This window comes from Cysteiniphilum halobium (assembly GCF_003574425.1).
GTDB lineage: Bacteria > Pseudomonadota > Gammaproteobacteria > Francisellales > Francisellaceae > Caedibacter > Caedibacter halobius.
In genome coordinates, this window is record NZ_QLIU01000014.1 from 15,888 (window position 1) to 34,053 (window position 18,166).

Genomic DNA, 18,166 nt, shown 5'->3' on the forward strand with positions numbered 1-18,166 from the left:
TCAAAGATTTTCAAAAATCCTATTAAAACCTGTAAGAATTGATAAAAATCTTAAAAAACTCTATACAATCTATTGCCTGATTGCGCTTGAATGAGATTATTAAGTCTGATTCAAAGTAAGTAATCTTCCAAATCACCGAGGATTGCATTTTCAGAGATAGCAAAATTGCAGGCTGAAGCACCTGCCTTATGGACACTGTTTTTATCTTGTGTAATTAGTGGGTGCCAATCAGGTAATTTTTTACCATGATAGCGGCATTTATAGGCGCAAGTGTCAGGCAACCAATGCTCGGCATGTTTTAGATGATATAAATCCAGTTGCAAGCAGTCAGGGACGAGTTGTTTGCGTTTGGGATAGTTTGTGCACTGACAAGTACTGCAATCTAAAAGTTTACAGGCAACTTTGGTGTAATAAATCTCATCTGTTTTATCATCTTGCAATTTATGTAAACAACATAAGCCACAACCATCACAAAGAGCTTCCCATTCGGCATCATTTAATGCTTTTAATGGATATAAGTGCCAAAAATTATCACGTAAAAGTTTAGTGGACATAATCGTTAATGCGTACGTTCAACTGCAATATTTGCCAGTGCAATCAGTGCATCTTTATATTCAGATTCCTTTAAAGTATCTAATGCATCAATAGCAGATTGAGCGGCTTGTTCTGCTTTGCCAATAGCATATCCAATCGCGCCAGTGTCTTTAATAATATCAATAATTTTTAGCATTTCTGGATGGTGTCCTTGTTCAATCGCCTGACGAATAAGGCGTTGATCTTGAGCCTGTGCGTTTTTCAGTGCATAAATGACGGGGAGTGTTGTTTTGCCTTCGGCTAAATCATCACCAATATTTTTGCCAAGTGCCTTACTATCAGCAGTGTAATCAAGGATGTCATCTGCAATCTGAAATGCATTACCCAAATGCATACCATATTGATGGAGTGCCGTTTGTTCTTCTTCACTAGCGCCAGCAATGACACTGGCTACATCACAAGCAGATTCAAACAGCTTTGCGGTTTTGCAGTAAATAACTTGCATATATTGTGCTTCAGTAATCTCTGGATTATTGCAATTTAGCAGTTGTAATACTTCACCTTCAGCGATTTTATTGGTCGCATCTGCTAAGATTTGCATAATCTGCATTTGATTTAATTCCACCATCATCTGAAAGGCACGTGAGTATAGAAAATCTCCCGTTAATACTGATGCTGCGTTACCAAACACATTATTAGCAGTTTCTTTCCCACGACGCAAATCCGAAGCATCAACCACATCATCATGCAATAATGTTGCTGTATGGATAAACTCAATAATAGCAGCAGCTTTAGTGTGATCTTGACCTTTATAGGCAAGAGCACGTGCCGCAAGCATGAGTAACAACGGACGCAAACGTTTACCGCCGCTGTGAATGATATATTGACTAATTTGATTAATTAAAACAACATCAGAGCTTAATTGATCAATGATGACCTGATTATTTTGCTGAATATCATGCGCTGATAATTGTTGAATGTGCTTAAGTGTTAACATTTTTAATATTTGATCTTAAAGTAAGTCGTTGAGGATAATTGTCATTGCCCACGAGGTCAAGTAAATTACTGGAATCTGCGATGTAAAAAACTGCCAAGTATGACAGTAAAAATAAGCGATAAGATAAAAATACCGATAATTGAAAGCCAATGTGTGGTAACAAAAATGTTTACTATTTTATGGGTAAAAGCGGTCAAAATAGCACTAGGTGCAATTAAGCGCAAACTTAGATTATAAAGTGCAGATAATTTGATTTTTGTGGCTTTATGTAGTTGATAACTTAACTTCTGTGCATCGCAAATCCAACCAAAGATAATAATCTCAAGATAGGCAATAAAAAGAATAAGACTAATAATAAGCTCAGATTGAATCACTTCATGCACTTTGTTTGCTAGCACGTGTTGGTAGATAATTGAAGCGGCTAAAAGTAGGATGAAAAATGGCAAGTAAACATACCACTTATGTTTTGTTGTCGACGTGCTTAAGTCTTTAAATGTTTGGCATAGCAGTACAGCCGTTGTCAGTAAGCAGAAGAAGAACATGCCAAAAGCTAATAAGTTTAATGTATAGGCATATTGAAAGCCTAATATATCTGACGCTGAACGACTGCTATTGGTATATAAACTTTGCATCAACATGATCATAGTAATCGTCACAATACTAGCAATGATAAACACCCAGCTAAAGCGTCGGATCGAGCTTTGAGGATTAAAATAAGTACCAAGTACCGAGTTGATCCCTAAACCAATTAAACCCGAAAATAATGAAAGGCTAAGCGCTGATTCCCAGACATCTATTGATACCAGTAAATGAAAATTAGGCATGAAAAAGTGATGTGTTGTTAAACCAGTATTAAATGTAATGCTATTCATCATAAATAGACCCACAAGACAGCCAAGACCAAGAGTTGCAAATGCCGCACACAATTTTAAAAAGCGTTCACGTGTTTGTGAAAATCCAATAATGATAACAATAATGGTGCTAAAAATAATACCTATAAGCAAGGTGTAATGATCCATAAGATGTAGTGTTTTCTTTGCTGAATGCGTTGTATACCAAAAGCTTGTATAAACAAGACTCGAACTCGTTATCGATATGCGTGCAATCACCATAACGAGTAATATTGCAGCAAGTATCATTGACAATAGTCCAACAAAGCGTAAACGCTGCGAACGCGTGGCATAATGCAAACTACCTGTTAGTGGTTTTTTGCTTAAAAAGCCCGAAATGGTCTCAGAGACAAAAAGTGGCATACTGATAAATATCAGCGTAACAGCATAAGCAAAAACAAAGGCAATATTATTAAATGCTTGTGGGTAGCTACTGATCTGCCAATAAACAAAAACGCCAATACTGGCGGCAACAATGCTTAAAGCATACAGCGCTGAACGTATTGTCGAGGCTGGATTCATGTTAATTCCTATCACTAAAAAATAAGCCTATGATAACAATACCATTTTGCTTGTCATCTAAAACCGTGCAATATTTAGCGCTATACTGATATATACCACTTGTAAATTATTTTGCGGTGTTTTACTGATATATACCACTTGTAAATTATTTTGCGGTGTTTTATATCGAAGAAGTTTTTAATGTTTTTAGGTAATTGATTTAACAAAGTCAATTACCTAAAGTGCGTGAAACTCAGTAGTAAAAATAATGTAAAATGGTTTACAAGCGGTATAAAACTTAAGGGAGATGGATATGATAACCAATGTGCTTTATAGCAAACGTTTTTCTTTAATAAATGCGTTAAAAGCGGTTATTGCTAGTGCTATTGCTTATCTTGTTGGGCATTTATTAGGTGGGTGGTTTAACATTTCGCAAATGTATGCTTGGATCGTGATTACTGTTTTGGTAGTGATGTCAAGCCAGCCTAATTTAGGCGGAGCATTAGAGAAAGCCAAAATGCGATTTTTAGGGACATTGCTTGGCGCATTATGCTCAATCGTTGTTATCTTGATTTTTCCACAAATGCCAATAATTCAGCTAATTTTAGGGTTGGGCATTATTGCTGTGGGTGTTTTTACTGCAACAAACTCTAGCAAATATACCTACGCTGGCGTTCTAGGAGCAGTAACAGTTGCGATTATTTTGTTTAGCAGTGATGTCACTCTGGCTGCTGCGTGTTACCGCACTTTGGAAGTGCTTATTGGGATTACGATTGCCATTATTGTTAATCGCTACTTTTTTCCTATTCATGCCTATAAACGCATCCATCAATCCTTTTGCGATACAGTAAACTGTATTGGCTCTTTAAATAGCCGGCTTTTTGTCGGCGGTGACTATGATAATGTTTTAGTGGAGATTTTTGGTCATTTCTCGAAACAAATCGCTCTGCAAAAGGAGATCATGCATGAGAAGCCAAATATTGATCTTAAGTTACTTAAAGCCACAACACGTCATTTGCGACAGTTATATCGTTATACCAGCGTGATCTATGACTATGTTGAAACCTATCCCGAAAAGCGTGAAAAATTTGACCAAAACCCAGCATTTAGGGCGCTATATGATGAGATCAATCATACCTTTAAAGCGCTAAGTATAAGTTTTAAGAAGAATTTTTTTGATCAGAATAACTATCAGCAGATCATCGTCAAATTAGAAGGGTTACTAGAAGCATTTGGTCAATCAATGAAAATTCAAAGTGACTTGCGTCATGCAAGTGTTGTGATGTTTTCATTTAAAAAGCTCATTGACACATTACGCATGATTGAGCAGAACCAAAATCTCTTTAATCAAATGTGAGTTTTATACATACTATACCGCTCGTAAATCATTTTGCAGTGTTCGGTGCCGAAGAAGTTTTTGATGCTTTTGGATGATTGGATTGCAGCTAATAGCTACCCTTGACAGAGTCTTTGGGTGCTCATTTGCTAAAACAATGAAACTATTCATTGTTTCTTAACGCATTCGCTATTGCCAAAGTTCAATCACCCAAAAGGGCGTAAAATTTAATGGCAGAAATGCTGTAAAATGGTTTATGGGCGGTATAGCTAGTGGAAAACGCTATTGATCAGTAGTGCGTAAATAAAACAACTAACACAGAAAAAAACAAGACCACAAATAACCGCATTAAGATAACGGTCTTTCTTACTAAGTGCTTGGCTTTTTTTTATGTTTAGGCGAAATAAGGCACGTGCAGCAAGCCAAGTAATAATCATTGAGACTAATAATGAAATTAAGAAGCTAATGAACATAATTATTCCTCATATTTAACATAATACGCACTTTGCTCATGAACAACATTCAGGCTCCTATTACGTTGATGATCAAATCATTTTTCTTTGATACTTACTATATACCACCGACAAAATGATTTACGAGTAGTATCAACATAATAATTGTCATGGCAAGTACAAACAAGCCAATTTTTAACATTGACAAACTAAGCATTGAGTTATAACATTGTTATAACTTAGATATTTAGGAGAAATCATATGCAGACTACATTAAGAGCCATTGGTAACAGCGTTGGCATAACCATTCCTGCAAGTGAATTAAAGTCACTATCTGCTCAGATTGGTGATACCATCGAGATCAACATTACTAAAGTGATCAAAGCGCCACGTTCAAGTTGGGATGACGCAAATTTATGGCAAAACTCAGATCTTGAGCCCTTACATTTGAATGATCTAACCGATAATGATTTTGATGGAAAAGAATGGCAATGGTAACGATCAAACGATTTAGTGTTTGGGGTGTTGACCTAGATCCAACCAAAGGTAGCGAACAATCAGGTTTTAAGCCTGTTTTAGTTCTATCACCTGATGTTATGAACAATTATTTAAATACAGTCATCGTTGCACCAATGACAACCTCATTACGCGGCTGGCCAACACGTGTTCAAATAGAGCACCAATCAAAGATCGGTGAAGTTGCACTTGACCAACTTAGAACGATTGACAAAATCCGTCTGAAAAAAAATATGGGATTGCTTAAGACAAGTTTTCATCAGGATATTTATAGCGTTCTTGCTGAAATATTTAGCAAATAATCAACAACGTGAATCTATAATGTTGTCTGATAAATACTGTTGAAATACCTCAATAATCTCCCGATTTGCTTCAGGCATGATCTTACTATCTAGCATATCTACACTCACCCACTTCCCCTCTTGATCTTCTTGAGGGGAGATATTATTTTGATATTTTGTCACAACAAAACAGTGAAGTTCAACTGATTTATGTTCATAGTGATGTGCTTTTATCAGTAATGGTGAAAACGCAACAACATCAATACCGACCTCTTCTTTAAGCTCACGTTTAAGTGCCGTATGTGGTAATTCATTGGCTTCAAGTTTACCACCAGGAAACTCCCAAAGTTCTGATAAATCCTGAGTAACTTTGCGCTTAGTTAAAAAAACTTGATTTTTTTGGTCATTTAGTATGACTCCGACGGCAACTTTGATTAAAATCATTACTAATAACAAACACTTAAGCAGGTCAAACATGTCTTATAGCTTAACAAAGCAATTTTTAATTGCTATGCCTAATTTGCAAGATAATGCATTTGAGCATTCCGTTATCCTTATGTGTGAAGATAGCGACAAGGGTGCAATGGGCTTTATGATCAATAAGCCGCTTAAACACAAACTTAAAGATATTTTTAAAGAACTTAATATTGATTACAGTCAAACTGAGCATGATATTTTAAACAAGCCCATTCATGTTGGTGGTCCAGTGAATATAAATAATATTTTTGTTCTTTATCGCACACCACATACACCAAGTTACAAAGCCAGTATTCAAATTACTGATGATCTGGTTGTCACCACAAGCCCAGATATTTTGCATGATATTGCACAAAATATTACCCCTTCGCAATATCTTATTATTGCCGGTTGTGCTAGCTGGGAGCAAAATCAATTATTAAATGAAATCAAACAAAATAGCTGGCTTAATACACAAATCAATTATGACATCTTATTTGCCAAAGAAGATCACTATAAGTGGGAGCAAACTTTTAATCTAGCTGGATTAAGAAGTCCAGCACAACTAGCCTGTGGCTATGGTCATGCATAAATTGATAGGACTTGATTTTGGCAAATCACGCATTGGTATTGCCAGTGGGCAAATGATTACCAAAACTGCCACACCGCTTACAACCATTGCCGCCAAACAAGGTCAGCCCCAGTGGCATGAACTTGATAAGATCATTAAGCAGTGGCGCCCTAGTGATATTATTGTAGGGCTTCCCATTGATGCCAAAGACCAAGAAACAAAGATCACTGAAGAAGCACGTGTATTTGCGCAAAAAGTTGCGCTTAGATATCAAAAACCGGTACATTTAATCTCAGAAACCTTTTCAACACGCGAAGCACGCTGGCGTTTAGAAGAAGTGCAAAATAAGTCTAACCGCCACCTTAAAGTCGATGCGTTTGCTGCTTGTGTTATTTTAGAGACATGGATGAACGAACAAGGCTAAATCATTTACGGCAGCTTTATTTCTGATCTATACTAGTGGAAATACCTACAGCATGGAGTTTAGTGTGACGATTTATAGTTTTCTCTCGCATCACTTAATTATTGGCTCAATACAAAGTATTGCTATTGCTTTGCTTATGTACTTTTTATATCGTTTTTTACAATGGTATTTTACAAGAAAAATTGATAATACAACAAAGCTCAAACGTAAGCTCTCACGCATCCGTTATCTGTTGATTGCTATTTTTGTCTTCTGCTTGATTAAAATATGGATTAGTGATTTTAGTCATATTCTCACCGCATTAGGTTTGGTAGGTGCAGGTTTGGTTGTTGCCAACAAAGAAACCATCATGAACTTTATTGGCTCATTTATTATCATGTGGCGAGATCTTTTTAGTGAGGGAGATTATATTGAAGTTCAAGGTCAAGAAGGATACGTCTATCGTTTGGGGCCACTGTATTACACATTAGCCGAACACCCACCAAGTGACAAAAAAACCAAGGGGAAATATATCCGTATCCCTAATGCTACAGCAATTACCGCAATCATCATTAATTACTCACATGCCGTACCTTTTAAAGGTAATATCCAATTTAAGCTAAGTTATGAACAATATAAAAACCTCAATGTTGAACGCTTAAAATCAACATTAGAAAACCATCTTAATGACTACCTTAAAACACTGAGCAAACAACAGTTAAATACACTAACATCAACAACTATTCACCTTTACCAACAACCTGATGTCGAACAACATGCACTCATCGATATGGGTGTGACCTATCAATGCTTATTTGAGCATAAAAAATCACTGTCCACTAACCTTAACTTAGCTTTATTACAAATGCTTACTGTAGATACCTCCTCCAATGAGGATAAACATAGCGATAGTACAAAAGAGTAACCTCCAACCTTATGACCAAAGACAAATAAAGGGCAAGGCAAACTCAAGGGAAAAGAGCTTTAAAATAAAGCCTATATGATATACAATCATGTCGCTTTTAACATACTCTTTTGGAGCAAAATCTCGTGAGATCAATTAAACGCGCTTTGCTTAGTGTTTCTGATAAAACAGGTATTGTTGACTTTGCCAAGCAACTGCAAAAATTCAATATTGAGATATTATCAACCGGAGGTACTGCTAAGCTATTAATAGATGCAGGGATCCCCGTGATTGAAGTGTCGGATTATACTGGTTTTCCTGAAATAATGGATGGACGCGTAAAAACTTTACATCCTAAAATCCATGGTGGACTTCTAGGCAGACGCGACATCGATCAAGCGGTAATGCAACAACACGATATTCCTGATATTGACTTAGTTGTTGTGAATTTATACCCCTTCAAACAAACGATTGAAAAATCGAATGTCAGTTTCAGCGAAACGATTGAAAATATTGACATTGGCGGGCCTACGATGCTGCGCTCAGCGGCAAAAAACCATCAAGATGTTGCCGTTATTTGTGATCCAACTGACTATCAAAACATCGCACAGAAGCTTAGCAATCATCATGGTGCTTTAGATTTTGCCACACGTTTTAGTTTGGCATGCAAAGTATTTGAACATACAGCGCAATATGATGGTATGATCGCTAATCATCTTGGCACATTAAATCCAGCAACAGGTGAAAAAACACAGAACTTTCCGCACACGATCAATCTGCAATTTACTAAGCTTCAAGAGATGCGCTACGGTGAAAACCCACACCAGCAAGCTGCTTTATATATTGAGCATGATTACCCAAATGCCTCCGTAGCACTGGCAACACAATTACAGGGCAAAGCCTTATCTTATAACAATATTGCTGATACCGATGCGGCATTGAAATGCGTTAAAAGCTTTGATTTACCTGTGTGCGTTATCGTCAAACATGCTAACCCTTGTGGCGTTGCTGTGGCAAACTCCCTAACCGAAGCCTATCAGAAAGCTTTCCAGACTGATCCAACCTCGGCCTTTGGCGGTATTATTGCCTTTAATCAAAAGCTTGATGCGACAACTGCGCAAACGATTATTAACCAACAATTTGTCGAGGTGATTATCGCACCTGAGGTTGATGACTTAGCCCTAAAGGTGCTGGCGACTAAACCTAATGTGCGTGTATTGGCTTGTGGTTATGATACGCAGAGAAATTTTGCTGAACTTGAGCTTAAGAAAATTGAAGGTGGCGTTTTAATACAAGATAAGGATATCTATCAACTGGATCAAAATGCGTTAAAAGTTGTCACTAATAAAGTACCAACTGATGATGAATTACAAGACCTTTTATTTGCTTGGAAAGTCGCTAAATTTGTGAAATCCAATGCCATTGTCTACGCCAAAAACAATATGACTGTTGGTATTGGAGCTGGGCAAATGAGCCGTGTGTTTAGCTCTAAAATTGCCATTGAAAAAGCGCATGATGCTGACTTGAGCATCCAAAATTCAGTGATGGCATCTGACGCCTTTTTCCCGTTTCGCGATAGCATAGATGCAGCTGCCAAATCAGGAGTCAGCGCCATTATCCAGCCTGGTGGCTCAATGCGCGATCAAGAAGTCATCGACGCTGCTAACGCACACGGCATTGCCATGGTATTTACGGGAATTAGACACTTTAGACATTAAACAATTAAATCAATTATAAAAATCTGACGGTACTTTACCATTCATGCGCTTCTTAAACATATAAATAAACGCGCTGTCACTATCATAACCAAGCTCTTGAGCAACCAAAGTTGTACTTTTTTTAACAGGGAGAATGGTTAATGCCATCAGCATCTTGTAGTGACTAGTCCAATCAGAAAATGACAATCCCGTTTCTGCTTTAAAAATACGGCTTAAATGTCTCGGTGTTATATAAACAAGCTCAGCCAACAGCGGCAGATCCAAATGTTCTCCCAAATGTGTACTAATATACTCAATCACCTTTAATAACTTAGGGTGATTGGATGCTGTCAACAGATGTGGGTTATCTGCTGTTGATGCTAGTATTTCAGGATAAATAAGATCGTAATATGGTTTATAATCTGATGAATGAAAGTCCACAGTGTCTAGTTTAAAAATCAATTGTTTTAATAGTTCTGTTGGCGCAATAAAGATTACATCGGCAAATTTTTTATTACACATGCTTTCATTGATGTCAAAAAATATATGTATTGGTTTAGCACCTGTTTCTTTAATCGAGGTATGGGCAACTAATTTAGGAATATATAAGGCATAATTTTCAGGGATCAAATAGACTGACTTACCAATTTGAATTTGCATCACGCCTTTTTCCATAAATGTAAGCTGCGCTTTATCATGATAATGCTCCTGATTAATCAAACGCTGTCTGGCAAAATCCGCTGAAGGCAAAAAAATCATCGCTAACTCCTAATCGACACTAAGCTTTGAGACTGTTGTTTCAATCGGTTGCCATATATTATATAGCTCACCCACAAATGCTTATTATTGATAATACCTGCTTATTGATAAAGAAACAATATGCGAATTAGAGTTGATTTGAGCTTGACGATTATCGATCATTTTACCCATGCTACCCTCAGTACTAATTTTCTCTAAGCTCAAATAAGTGTATATCCAAAAGTATAGCCTCTGCCTTTTGGTTAGCATTAGTAATAACTTTTGCATTCTCTTGAGCAAGTATCTGTTTAAGTGTTCTAGCCATATCCTACTCCTACATTCTGTTTTTATTTAAATGAAGCGTAAATTCTCTATCTGCAATGGGTATCATAACCTCATAAAACCTTTTATCTTTACCTGTTTTATTTCCAGTATATAGTAAAAGTAAAATGAATGAACCCAAATCAATCTATCTTTGATTGGGCACTATTAAGAATTGTCTGAATTCAGCAATATCATAGCCTTAATTTGATAATTTTGCCTATTGGGAGATGCTAAAATATCCTCACCTTTAATACAATGGTTCTAGAAAATGACAATCTCTAAAACAAATGATTTACAAACTTACAAAATTATTATCCTGCTAAGCTATGTTTGTATAGCATCCTTATCATCAGCCATGATCACACCAGCACTTGATGGTATAAAATTAGCATTTAACTTAAGCACTGGATCACTTGAGTGGATCATAACGATCTTTTTACTTGGCTATGTTTTTGGTCAACTTATTTATGCGCCCTTATCAAATCGTTATGGACGTATTACCACATTAAGAGCAGGCTTATGTATAAACTTAGCTGGAATTATTCTTTGCTTGATATCAGCTTATAGCTCAAGCTACTGGCTTCTACTGATTGGCCGACTGGTGACTGCATTAGGCGCTGCTGCTGGTTTATCAATCACCTATACACTTATTCACGAGCTCCTGCCTGAGGAAAAAGCAAAGCATGTATTATCCTTTGTCATTATTGCCTTTACTGCAGGCATTGCGATTTCCGTTTTTATTGGTGGTATTGTTACCGAGTATTTACATTGGTACGACTGTTTTTGGATACTTCTGGTTCACGGCATCATCATGCTCGCGTTAACGGGCCTTTTCTCAGAAACATTAACGCAAAAAATCAAGCTCGATTTCTCTGCAATATCGCATAGTTATTTGCATGCGCTTAAATCAACGCAACTTATTATTTTTTCGCTGGGGTTAGGACTTGTCTCTGCCTTCTCATACGGCTACTCAGCTGCAGCACCATTATATGCAGAAGAAGTTTTACATCTAACCCCTTCGCAGTATGGTTTATGGAACATTGTGAATATGATTGGCATGCTGCTTAGTGGATTTTCTGGTTTTTATCTCGTCAAGCGCATCGGTGCTGCAAAAACACTCATCGTTAATTTCATTGCGTTGATTCCATTTTTAATTATCTTAGTTGCTATTTCGCTATTACCTCATGTATCTCCAGTGATTTTCTTTGTTGATACCACCATTTTATTTCTACTTTTTGGTGCAATTATGGGACCAAGCAGTCATTTTGCGCTAAAAATTAAAGCCAATAAGGCAGGCGCCACAAGCATGATGTCATTCATCAATGTGTTTTCCGCAAGCATTTCTGTTGCAGTAATGGGCTATCTTCCAATGATATCCATTCAACAGTTTAGCTGTATTTTAATTGTATTTTACGTCATTACCGCGTTACTTATCACAGGCTACATGACAAAAAATCATCATTACATCCATGCACTTAACTAAATGGTGTCACACTGTAATTGCTCTTGATGTAATTCTTCTGTAATTAAATCAATCATCTTTTGCACCTTTGGTTGTGTATAATTATGTTTTTGATAATAAATATATAACAACCTAGGCATCGTAATTTCTGGCAAAATATGTACCAATTCACCCGACTCCAACTCTTGCTTGACAACATAATCATGCATTTGACTGATTCCCATCCCCGCTAACATAGCTTGCTTAATAGCTAATATTGAGTCCATCTGTAGTTTTTGATTAATATACTCAGGATATTCACGTCGTATCGGCATTGCGCGCTGATTGATATGACCGATAAATAGAAATCTCTGTAAATCTTCAATCGTTTGTGGCATGCCGCCTTGTTTGGCTATATATTCCGCTGTTGCGCATAGAACATGATTTGAGTGAAATGCTTTTTTCAAAACGATTTCATCAGGTGCTTCTAGATTGCGGCCAATGACAATATCAATCTCGTTAGCATACATATCGACATTGTCTTCCTGATATAGCACCTCCAACACTACCTTTGGAAAAAGTTGTTGATATTTGGCAATAACAGGAACCACCAAACTCTTCATTAATGAAGGGTTTACCGACAGCTTAAGCTTACCTGATGGCTCATGGTGCATTGCTCTAATAACAGATTGAGTGCGCTGCATCGCAGCTTTAAGGTTAAGACAATGTTGGTAGAAGACATTTCCTTCCGGGGTAAGCTCCAAGTGACGTGCATTGCGTAAGAATAAAGGCAACTCAAATGTATTTTCCAACTGTTTAATTGATTTACTGATCGCTGATTTGGTTAAATGTAGCTCCTCAGCCGCCAGGCTAAAAGACTTCGTTTCAACGGCTTGCATAAACGCCTCTAAATTAGAAAGATCTTTATATATACTTCTTTTTTTTATTTCAATGCTCACCTGTTCTCTCCCTTTCACGATCAAAATTTCAAATTATACGCTGGCATAAATCATATTTTTACCTATTTACCGATACGTCATTACGTTTTGTGGACATTAAATTTAAATTACAATTAAATTGCAATTATCTAAATTCCCTAATCCCCTCGAGGGGGTATTATACAACTACTACACAATTGACGTATCGGAGTTTTAGGAAACACCCGTTTCAATTTTTACATCTTTTTCCGTAGCATTGCTAAAAAGCGGCTGACTTTGGCGGGGATTACATCATCATAAACCGCATAATAGGCATATAACTGGTGATGCGAATTAAACTGCGGCAAGATCGAGACGATCTCTCCTTTCTCCAGCTCGCTTGCAATAATTGATCGTGGTAATTCCGATATGCCAAACCCTGCAACAACACAGTCTTTAATTGCATTGGTTGAGTTGATTTCAAGTCGAGAGCGAAAGTCTATATTTTCTTTTTTTAATTTTTCAGCAATAGACTCAATATAAGTGCTTGGATATCTACGAAGAAGAATTAAATGATGATTCGCCAAATCCCTCAAAGTTTGTGGCATCCCATGCGCTTTAATATAATCAGATGATGCACACAGCATACTTGTTGTCCTTAGCACGTCTACTTTATGTACGTGCGCAGGTAAATTACTTTTATGCGGTGCAATATAAAGGTCAATATCACCCCGAATATGTCCTGTAAATATACTGCCGTGCGTGATAAGATTAATATGCACTTTTGGATATATTTCTTGGTATTTGGTGATGATGTCTAGGAAGTGATGACATAGTAAGCTTCTTACAACATTGATCGTCAGCACACCTTCTAGCTCTGTTTGAACATCCTCAATATGTGCAAATATATTTAAAACCTCTCGCTCAATTTTTATACATTCATGATAAAAAGCATCACCCTCTGGTGTGAGCTTGAAGTTTTTATGGTTGCGCGAAAACAAAGGCATCTCAATAGCGTCTTCCAATAGTCTAATGGCTTTACTCACCGTTGATTTTGACACATCAAGCTCCTCAGCCACTTTAGTTAAGGACTCAAATTCGACCGCGCGCATAAAAAGATTGATATTACTTAACTGATGATAATTAAGTCGTTTACTCATTTTTGTATCAAACATCGACACCCTGACATACCATTCCTGTTAATAACCTGTGATGTATATCATAGCCTTAATTCGCATTGATGTCAGGTGTGTATAATAGTTTCATGTATATACATTGGAAAGAGTGAGGTAACAGCAATGAGTCATACAGTACAACAAGCCCTTCAACATTGGCAGTATATTCAACCTATTGCCATGATTCCCAAAAATGAAGCTGAATATAAAAAATTATCATCTTATTTAGACGAGCTCTTAGATATATGTGCAGACCAAGAAGATCATCCTGCTTGGGGCATTATTAATTTTAGTGTCTAGCATTATTGAAACTTATGACCGTAACCATTATAGGATCACACAAGCAGATGGTATAGATACCTTAAAATATTTGATGAAGGAGCATAATTTAAAGCAAGCAGATCTTGTAGAATTAGGTAGTCAAGGCGTTGTTTCTGAAATTCTGAATAAAAAAAGAGCGCTTAATATAAGGCAACTAAAGGCCTTAGCTAACCGCTTTAATGTCAGTGTGGATACATTTATTTAATTTATCGAATCAAAAAAATATTGGGTTATCGATTAGCTGTTAGCGCCAGCAATAAAATGACTCTCAGCCAGAATTATTTTGCAAATCAACCAACATTATTTTGCAAATGTATTTCCAACTATTTAGCTAGTTCTATAAAAACCCATTATTTTATTTTTATTGCAGAAATTAATGTCGCAAGTTTTGTCGTTAGATTGTCGCAAGTTTAGTTTTTTAACACGTAAATAAGCTTATTAGTAGCACCTTGTGATTCGATAAGTTTTTTTTCAGCCATCGCCTTTAGTTCTCTCTGTAAGGTTCTTTTATTCACGTCTGGACATAGTAAACTAAATTCCTGCATATTGATTTGACCATGTTCAATAATATGTTCTACAGCCTTTTTTTGCCTATCATTTAACTCGTGATTGAGCTTTAGGACATCAAGTTTTATGATATCCTCACCACGGTGACGAATTTCTTGCATCTGCGTTGACAAACCATGTGTGAAATATTCTAACCATTGTGTCATATCCAAGGCATTTTCACGCACACTTTGCAAAGCCTGATAATACTCAATTCGATTTCTGTCGTAGTATTCACTGATTGAAAATAGTTTCTTAAAGTCATATCCATAGCGGTATAAACAAAGCGTAGAAAGCAATCGTCCGGTTCGTCCATTGCCATCCAGAAACGGATGTATATGCACGAATTGAAATTGAGCAATACCAGCAATTAGAATTGGGTTGATTTCGGACTCATTGTTTAGCCAGTATATTAGCTCAGACATCATTATGGGAACATCGTAGGCTGGCGGTGGTGTATAGATAGCTTCTCCAGTTTTTGAGTTAACAACGTAGTTTTGTATTTTTCTGTATTCCCCTGGCGCTGCCGAGTCTCCCCTAACATCTGAGACCAATCTTTTGTGAATTTCTCTTACAATGGCTTCACTAATATGGCTATTGTAATCGATAGACTGGGATACCAACTCAAATGCTTTCCTATAATTGAGGAGCTCTTGGACATCATCTTTATTGGTATCGGGAACATTAATGCCTGCAAGAATTTTTTCCGATTGATCAAGCGTTAATTGTGTTCCTTCAATGTGAGTGGTGTGATGCGCCTCCAATATTAAGGCTTTGTTCTGCATCTGTTGAATCCAATGATCTGACAGCTGGGCAGCCTCCAAAAAACCACGAGCACGTTCTATCGTAGTGAGGTATTGAGCTATTTTATTGTTAATACTAAAACGCGGTAAGAATGGCATAACAATATCCTTATACGACAATATTAGCCTGAATCAGCGATTGCTCAATTTCATCAGATTGTTGTTCTGATAACTTTCCTGCAAACCATTGATCGATGATTTTCTCCGAGGTGTGAAGCATTTTTGCAAGTGTTGAAACTTTATAACCGGCTCTTGAATATTGAAGCTCTTTTTGAAAGCCTTTTGGCTTTATCGCTTCGGTAACGACTGATACATCGATAGGTTTAACGCCTGCTTTAAAACCGATTTCCATCGCTTTATTAAAGAAAGAAATAATTTGCATAGGTGTTTGCAAAGATTCAGCAAGCAATTTTAAAGCATCGGGGGTAATTACCTCGCTGACTTTCTTTTCTCCAACACATTGCTTTAATGCCCACTGGAAATATTTTTCTTTATGTACAAACAGCACATCCAAATCTATTACATATGCTCTAAAGCCAACCTCTTCCATTTTCGGTGATTGAATAACATTTTTTAATTTTGGTTGACCTGCTAAGATGATTGAAAACTTTTGGTTACTTTTTCTTGCCATTTCAGAGAGTTTTTTTAACGAAGATAGCGTGTTGCCATGCAAGTCCTGAGCTTCGTCAACAAAAAGTACCACAGGCTTATTATGCTCTTGCATAAGTTTAACAAAAGCACGATCTCTTAGTTCAGAAGACGCAGGAATAAAAGGCGTCTCACCTGTGCGTAAGTCAAGCAATAATGCAGTTAATAATGTTTTCACTGTGACGCGCTCTCGATCAGAGCTATAAGAGTAACTTACAATACACTTTTTGCTATCTATGAGCTCTTGCATGAGTTGGTTCATCAGTATGGTTTTCCCAGATCCCACGCTGCCATTAATCACAATGAGCTTGCCATAATTTAAGACATATTGTTTAATTTTGCTCTGTAAACGTTCAATGTCTTTTGTTTTATAAAAGCCAGCTTCGGCGATATCATGTGTTAGTCCGTAATAGTCAAGTGCATCAAAAATCATGATTAATCCTTATTTGAAACAAGTTTAAGTTGAAAATAATGGCTAATGGCATCCATAAGCTCCTAATGTATTAACGTTTTATCTGTAAGGTTATCAATAACCTGACGCTGTTTATCAGTTAGCTCTGCCAAAGCAATATCTAGATACTTAGAAATAGCTAGCTTTGCTGCTAATTTAGACTCATATACTTTTTGAGGAGCAATAAGCGTAACTTTAATGTTCTGTGCGGTACTAAAAATTGAAGGGGTCGGTCTCACAATATTTAACCCTACATCTTTAGATAAATTAATGACATTATCTGCGGCATATTCTTTCTCTGACTTTTTATGGTGATGATAAGTTCCAAATTCTGTTGGCGGCGATATAGGATAGAATGGTCCAAACTCTTGGTCTTTGTGTATCACACAGACCTCATGTGCATTTATTCCTAACAATATAGTGACTTTCTCGCCTGCAAATTGTGGCGATAATTGGTAATGGATACCATTTATTTCAACCGTTGCATCACTTTTAACTTGTCGATCAAAAGGCTCTCTCATAAGCGACTGATATTGCTCATACGAACATATTGATAAATCATAATCTTTGGGCATATTTTGTTTCCATACCTCAATTTTACTTAGCATTAAGGTTGGATGCTTTTTATTATTCTGCTCAGCTATAAATTGAGCTAACATTTGATAAGCTACTCGACTTAGATCATCCACCACGCTATAGCTCATCACTTTTCTTGGATCATCGGGATGCTGATCAGGAAACCGATACAATTCAGATGGCGTAATATCTAACTGCCAACATTGGTTACTATAACAAGCCTGAAAATGGTTTACTGTTGATTCAGCAGTGAGTTGATCGGGGGAAATATAATATTTCTCTAGATAATTATTAACAGTTGAACGCTTGAGGATCCCGTGAGACAAAGTCACGATCTTATTTTTAACTGTTACTTCTCCAGGCTCCAAACGCCTTATGCACTCCTCTGTTGAGAGCATGTGTCTATTACCATTTGTTGAAGCAAATTTTAATGCTGCAATAATTTGACAATAATAATGCAGCTCTTTCTCTGGGAGAATTCTACTACTTCCCTTGTCACTACGCGTTTTACGTTCGCACTGGTGTAGGTTAAGTGCTCTTAACTGCCTATATACGCTATCTTCAGAAATATTAAACACCGCTGCTGTATCCGATATTAACGCCCGCCTTGCTTTGCCATTATTTGGTAAGTGCATAAGCTGTTGATCAAGCTTAAATAGAACCTCTAATGGAATCTTCTTCATGATGT

Annotated in this window: 21 protein-coding genes; 10 read left to right on the forward strand and 11 right to left on the reverse strand. The window is 36.9% G+C overall.

Going from position 1 to position 18,166, the window contains the following annotated elements:
- Positions 1–110: 110 nt before the first annotated feature.
- The 3 genes from DNK85_RS03195 to DNK85_RS03205 all read right to left on the reverse strand — a co-directional run bounded on the left by DNK85_RS03195 (position 111) and on the right by DNK85_RS03205 (position 2,943).
- Positions 111–554, reverse strand: coding sequence for a YcgN family cysteine cluster protein (locus DNK85_RS03195; RefSeq protein ID WP_119328141.1), 444 nt, complete (start codon positions 552–554; stop codon positions 111–113).
- Positions 555–559: 5 nt separating this feature from the next.
- Positions 560–1,531, reverse strand: a complete 972-nt coding sequence (gene ispB, locus DNK85_RS03200; protein ID WP_119328142.1) for an octaprenyl diphosphate synthase — start codon at positions 1,529–1,531, stop codon at positions 560–562.
- Between the two features lie 65 nt (positions 1,532–1,596).
- Entirely contained in the window at positions 1,597–2,943 is a 1,347-nt protein-coding gene (locus DNK85_RS03205) for an SLC5/6 family protein (protein WP_119328143.1), read from the reverse strand.
- A gap of 292 nt (positions 2,944–3,235) precedes the next feature.
- On the opposite strand from DNK85_RS03205, the gene DNK85_RS03210 reads away from it, so the two are divergent.
- Positions 3,236–4,279, forward strand: coding sequence for an FUSC family protein (locus DNK85_RS03210; protein WP_208123122.1), 1,044 nt, complete (start codon positions 3,236–3,238; stop codon positions 4,277–4,279).
- Positions 4,280–4,527: 248 nt separating this feature from the next.
- On the opposite strand, the gene DNK85_RS03215 is transcribed toward DNK85_RS03210, so the two are convergent.
- Positions 4,528–4,731: a hypothetical protein gene (locus DNK85_RS03215; protein ID WP_119328145.1), complete on the reverse strand. Its 204-nt coding sequence runs from the start codon at positions 4,729–4,731 to the stop codon at positions 4,528–4,530.
- A gap of 240 nt (positions 4,732–4,971) precedes the next feature.
- Between DNK85_RS03215 and DNK85_RS03220 the strand changes: the two genes are divergently transcribed.
- Complete coding sequence (locus DNK85_RS03220) at positions 4,972–5,208, forward strand: AbrB/MazE/SpoVT family DNA-binding domain-containing protein (protein WP_119328146.1); 237 nt, start codon at positions 4,972–4,974, stop codon at positions 5,206–5,208.
- Positions 5,196–5,528: a type II toxin-antitoxin system PemK/MazF family toxin gene (locus tag DNK85_RS03225; protein WP_119328147.1), complete on the forward strand. Its 333-nt coding sequence runs from the start codon at positions 5,196–5,198 to the stop codon at positions 5,526–5,528. The genes DNK85_RS03220 and DNK85_RS03225 overlap by 13 nt, the downstream gene beginning before the upstream one ends.
- Here the strand turns inward: DNK85_RS03225 and mutT are convergent, their stop codons facing one another.
- Entirely contained in the window at positions 5,529–5,984 is a 456-nt protein-coding gene (mutT, locus tag DNK85_RS03230) for an 8-oxo-dGTP diphosphatase MutT (protein ID WP_119328148.1), read from the reverse strand. It abuts the gene before it with no gap.
- On the opposite strand from mutT, the gene DNK85_RS03235 reads away from it, so the two are divergent.
- From DNK85_RS03235 to purH, 4 genes are all read left to right on the forward strand, one after another.
- Positions 5,983–6,555 carry a YqgE/AlgH family protein gene (locus DNK85_RS03235; protein ID WP_162896493.1) on the forward strand — a complete coding sequence of 191 codons (573 nt, stop codon included), beginning with the start codon at positions 5,983–5,985 and terminating at the stop codon, positions 6,553–6,555. The two genes, mutT and DNK85_RS03235, sit on opposite strands and share 2 nt — an antisense overlap.
- Entirely contained in the window at positions 6,548–6,958 is a 411-nt protein-coding gene (ruvX, locus tag DNK85_RS03240) for a Holliday junction resolvase RuvX (RefSeq protein WP_235842366.1), read from the forward strand. The genes DNK85_RS03235 and ruvX overlap by 8 nt, the downstream gene beginning before the upstream one ends.
- A 64-nt stretch (positions 6,959–7,022) precedes the next feature.
- On the forward strand, positions 7,023–7,862 hold the full coding sequence (locus tag DNK85_RS03245; RefSeq protein WP_162896494.1) for a mechanosensitive ion channel family protein: 840 nt from the start codon (positions 7,023–7,025) through the stop codon (positions 7,860–7,862).
- Positions 7,863–7,987: 125 nt separating this feature from the next.
- A complete protein-coding gene (gene purH / locus DNK85_RS03250) occupies positions 7,988–9,559 on the forward strand; it encodes a bifunctional phosphoribosylaminoimidazolecarboxamide formyltransferase/IMP cyclohydrolase (RefSeq protein ID WP_119328152.1) in 1,572 nt (523 codons plus the stop codon).
- Between the two features lie 9 nt (positions 9,560–9,568).
- On the opposite strand, the gene DNK85_RS03255 is transcribed toward purH, so the two are convergent.
- The gene (locus DNK85_RS03255) at positions 9,569–10,297 is read right to left on the reverse strand and encodes an AraC family transcriptional regulator (RefSeq protein ID WP_119328153.1); all 729 of its coding nucleotides are present in this window, start codon (positions 10,295–10,297) and stop codon (positions 9,569–9,571) included.
- Between the two features lie 571 nt (positions 10,298–10,868).
- Here DNK85_RS03255 and DNK85_RS03270 point away from each other — a divergent pair.
- The gene (locus tag DNK85_RS03270; protein WP_119328154.1) at positions 10,869–12,083 is read left to right on the forward strand and encodes an MFS transporter; all 1,215 of its coding nucleotides are present in this window, start codon (positions 10,869–10,871) and stop codon (positions 12,081–12,083) included.
- On the opposite strand, the gene DNK85_RS03275 is transcribed toward DNK85_RS03270, so the two are convergent.
- Positions 12,080–13,000, reverse strand: coding sequence for a LysR family transcriptional regulator (locus DNK85_RS03275; protein WP_119328155.1), 921 nt, complete (start codon positions 12,998–13,000; stop codon positions 12,080–12,082). The genes DNK85_RS03270 and DNK85_RS03275 overlap by 4 nt on opposite strands.
- Before the next feature lie 215 nt (positions 13,001–13,215).
- The gene (locus DNK85_RS03280) at positions 13,216–14,133 is read right to left on the reverse strand and encodes a LysR family transcriptional regulator (protein WP_119328156.1); all 918 of its coding nucleotides are present in this window, start codon (positions 14,131–14,133) and stop codon (positions 13,216–13,218) included.
- A 123-nt stretch (positions 14,134–14,256) separates the two neighbouring features.
- Here DNK85_RS03280 and DNK85_RS11745 point away from each other — a divergent pair, with 123 nt between their 5' ends.
- Positions 14,257–14,433 carry a hypothetical protein gene (locus tag DNK85_RS11745; protein ID WP_208123123.1) on the forward strand — a complete coding sequence of 59 codons (177 nt, stop codon included), beginning with the start codon at positions 14,257–14,259 and terminating at the stop codon, positions 14,431–14,433.
- On the forward strand, positions 14,426–14,659 hold the full coding sequence (locus tag DNK85_RS11750; protein ID WP_208123124.1) for a helix-turn-helix domain-containing protein: 234 nt from the start codon (positions 14,426–14,428) through the stop codon (positions 14,657–14,659). The genes DNK85_RS11745 and DNK85_RS11750 overlap by 8 nt, the downstream gene beginning before the upstream one ends.
- Positions 14,660–14,864: 205 nt before the next feature.
- On the opposite strand, the gene DNK85_RS03290 is transcribed toward DNK85_RS11750, so the two are convergent.
- The 3 genes from DNK85_RS03290 to DNK85_RS03300 all read right to left on the reverse strand — a co-directional run bounded on the left by DNK85_RS03290 (position 14,865) and on the right by DNK85_RS03300 (position 18,161).
- Positions 14,865–15,902 carry a Fic family protein gene (locus DNK85_RS03290; RefSeq protein ID WP_119328157.1) on the reverse strand — a complete coding sequence of 346 codons (1,038 nt, stop codon included), beginning with the start codon at positions 15,900–15,902 and terminating at the stop codon, positions 14,865–14,867.
- Between the two features lie 10 nt (positions 15,903–15,912).
- The gene (locus tag DNK85_RS03295; protein ID WP_119328158.1) at positions 15,913–16,884 is read right to left on the reverse strand and encodes an AAA family ATPase; all 972 of its coding nucleotides are present in this window, start codon (positions 16,882–16,884) and stop codon (positions 15,913–15,915) included.
- A gap of 62 nt (positions 16,885–16,946) precedes the next feature.
- Positions 16,947–18,161, reverse strand: coding sequence for a hypothetical protein (locus DNK85_RS03300; RefSeq protein ID WP_119328159.1), 1,215 nt, complete (start codon positions 18,159–18,161; stop codon positions 16,947–16,949).
- Positions 18,162–18,166: the final 5 nt, after the last annotated feature.

Excerpts from the sequence above, each read along its gene's own strand:
- DNK85_RS03195 (WP_119328141.1), bottom strand. The coding sequence starts at position 554 with ATGTCCACTAAACTTTTACGTGATAATTTTTGGCACTTATATCCATTA.
- ispB (WP_119328142.1), bottom strand. The coding sequence starts at position 1,531 with ATGTTAACACTTAAGCACATTCAACAATTATCAGCGCATGATATTCAG.
- DNK85_RS03205 (WP_119328143.1), bottom strand. The coding sequence starts at position 2,943 with ATGAATCCAGCCTCGACAATACGTTCAGCGCTGTATGCTTTAAGCATT.
- DNK85_RS03210 (WP_208123122.1), top strand. The coding sequence starts at position 3,236 with ATGATAACCAATGTGCTTTATAGCAAACGTTTTTCTTTAATAAATGCG.
- DNK85_RS03215 (WP_119328145.1), bottom strand. The coding sequence starts at position 4,731 with ATGTTCATTAGCTTCTTAATTTCATTATTAGTCTCAATGATTATTACT.
- DNK85_RS03220 (WP_119328146.1), top strand. The coding sequence starts at position 4,972 with ATGCAGACTACATTAAGAGCCATTGGTAACAGCGTTGGCATAACCATT.
- DNK85_RS03225 (WP_119328147.1), top strand. The coding sequence starts at position 5,196 with ATGGCAATGGTAACGATCAAACGATTTAGTGTTTGGGGTGTTGACCTA.
- DNK85_RS03235 (WP_162896493.1), top strand. The coding sequence starts at position 5,983 with ATGTCTTATAGCTTAACAAAGCAATTTTTAATTGCTATGCCTAATTTG.
- mutT (WP_119328148.1), bottom strand. The coding sequence starts at position 5,984 with ATGTTTGACCTGCTTAAGTGTTTGTTATTAGTAATGATTTTAATCAAA.
- ruvX (WP_235842366.1), top strand. The coding sequence starts at position 6,548 with ATGCATAAATTGATAGGACTTGATTTTGGCAAATCACGCATTGGTATT.
- DNK85_RS03255 (WP_119328153.1), bottom strand. The coding sequence starts at position 10,297 with ATGATTTTTTTGCCTTCAGCGGATTTTGCCAGACAGCGTTTGATTAAT.
- DNK85_RS03270 (WP_119328154.1), top strand. The coding sequence starts at position 10,869 with ATGACAATCTCTAAAACAAATGATTTACAAACTTACAAAATTATTATC.
- DNK85_RS03280 (WP_119328156.1), bottom strand. The coding sequence starts at position 14,133 with ATGTTTGATACAAAAATGAGTAAACGACTTAATTATCATCAGTTAAGT.
- DNK85_RS11745 (WP_208123123.1), top strand. The coding sequence starts at position 14,257 with ATGAGTCATACAGTACAACAAGCCCTTCAACATTGGCAGTATATTCAA.
- DNK85_RS03290 (WP_119328157.1), bottom strand. The coding sequence starts at position 15,902 with ATGCCATTCTTACCGCGTTTTAGTATTAACAATAAAATAGCTCAATAC.
- DNK85_RS03295 (WP_119328158.1), bottom strand. The coding sequence starts at position 16,884 with ATGATTTTTGATGCACTTGACTATTACGGACTAACACATGATATCGCC.
- DNK85_RS03300 (WP_119328159.1), bottom strand. The coding sequence starts at position 18,161 with ATGAAGAAGATTCCATTAGAGGTTCTATTTAAGCTTGATCAACAGCTT.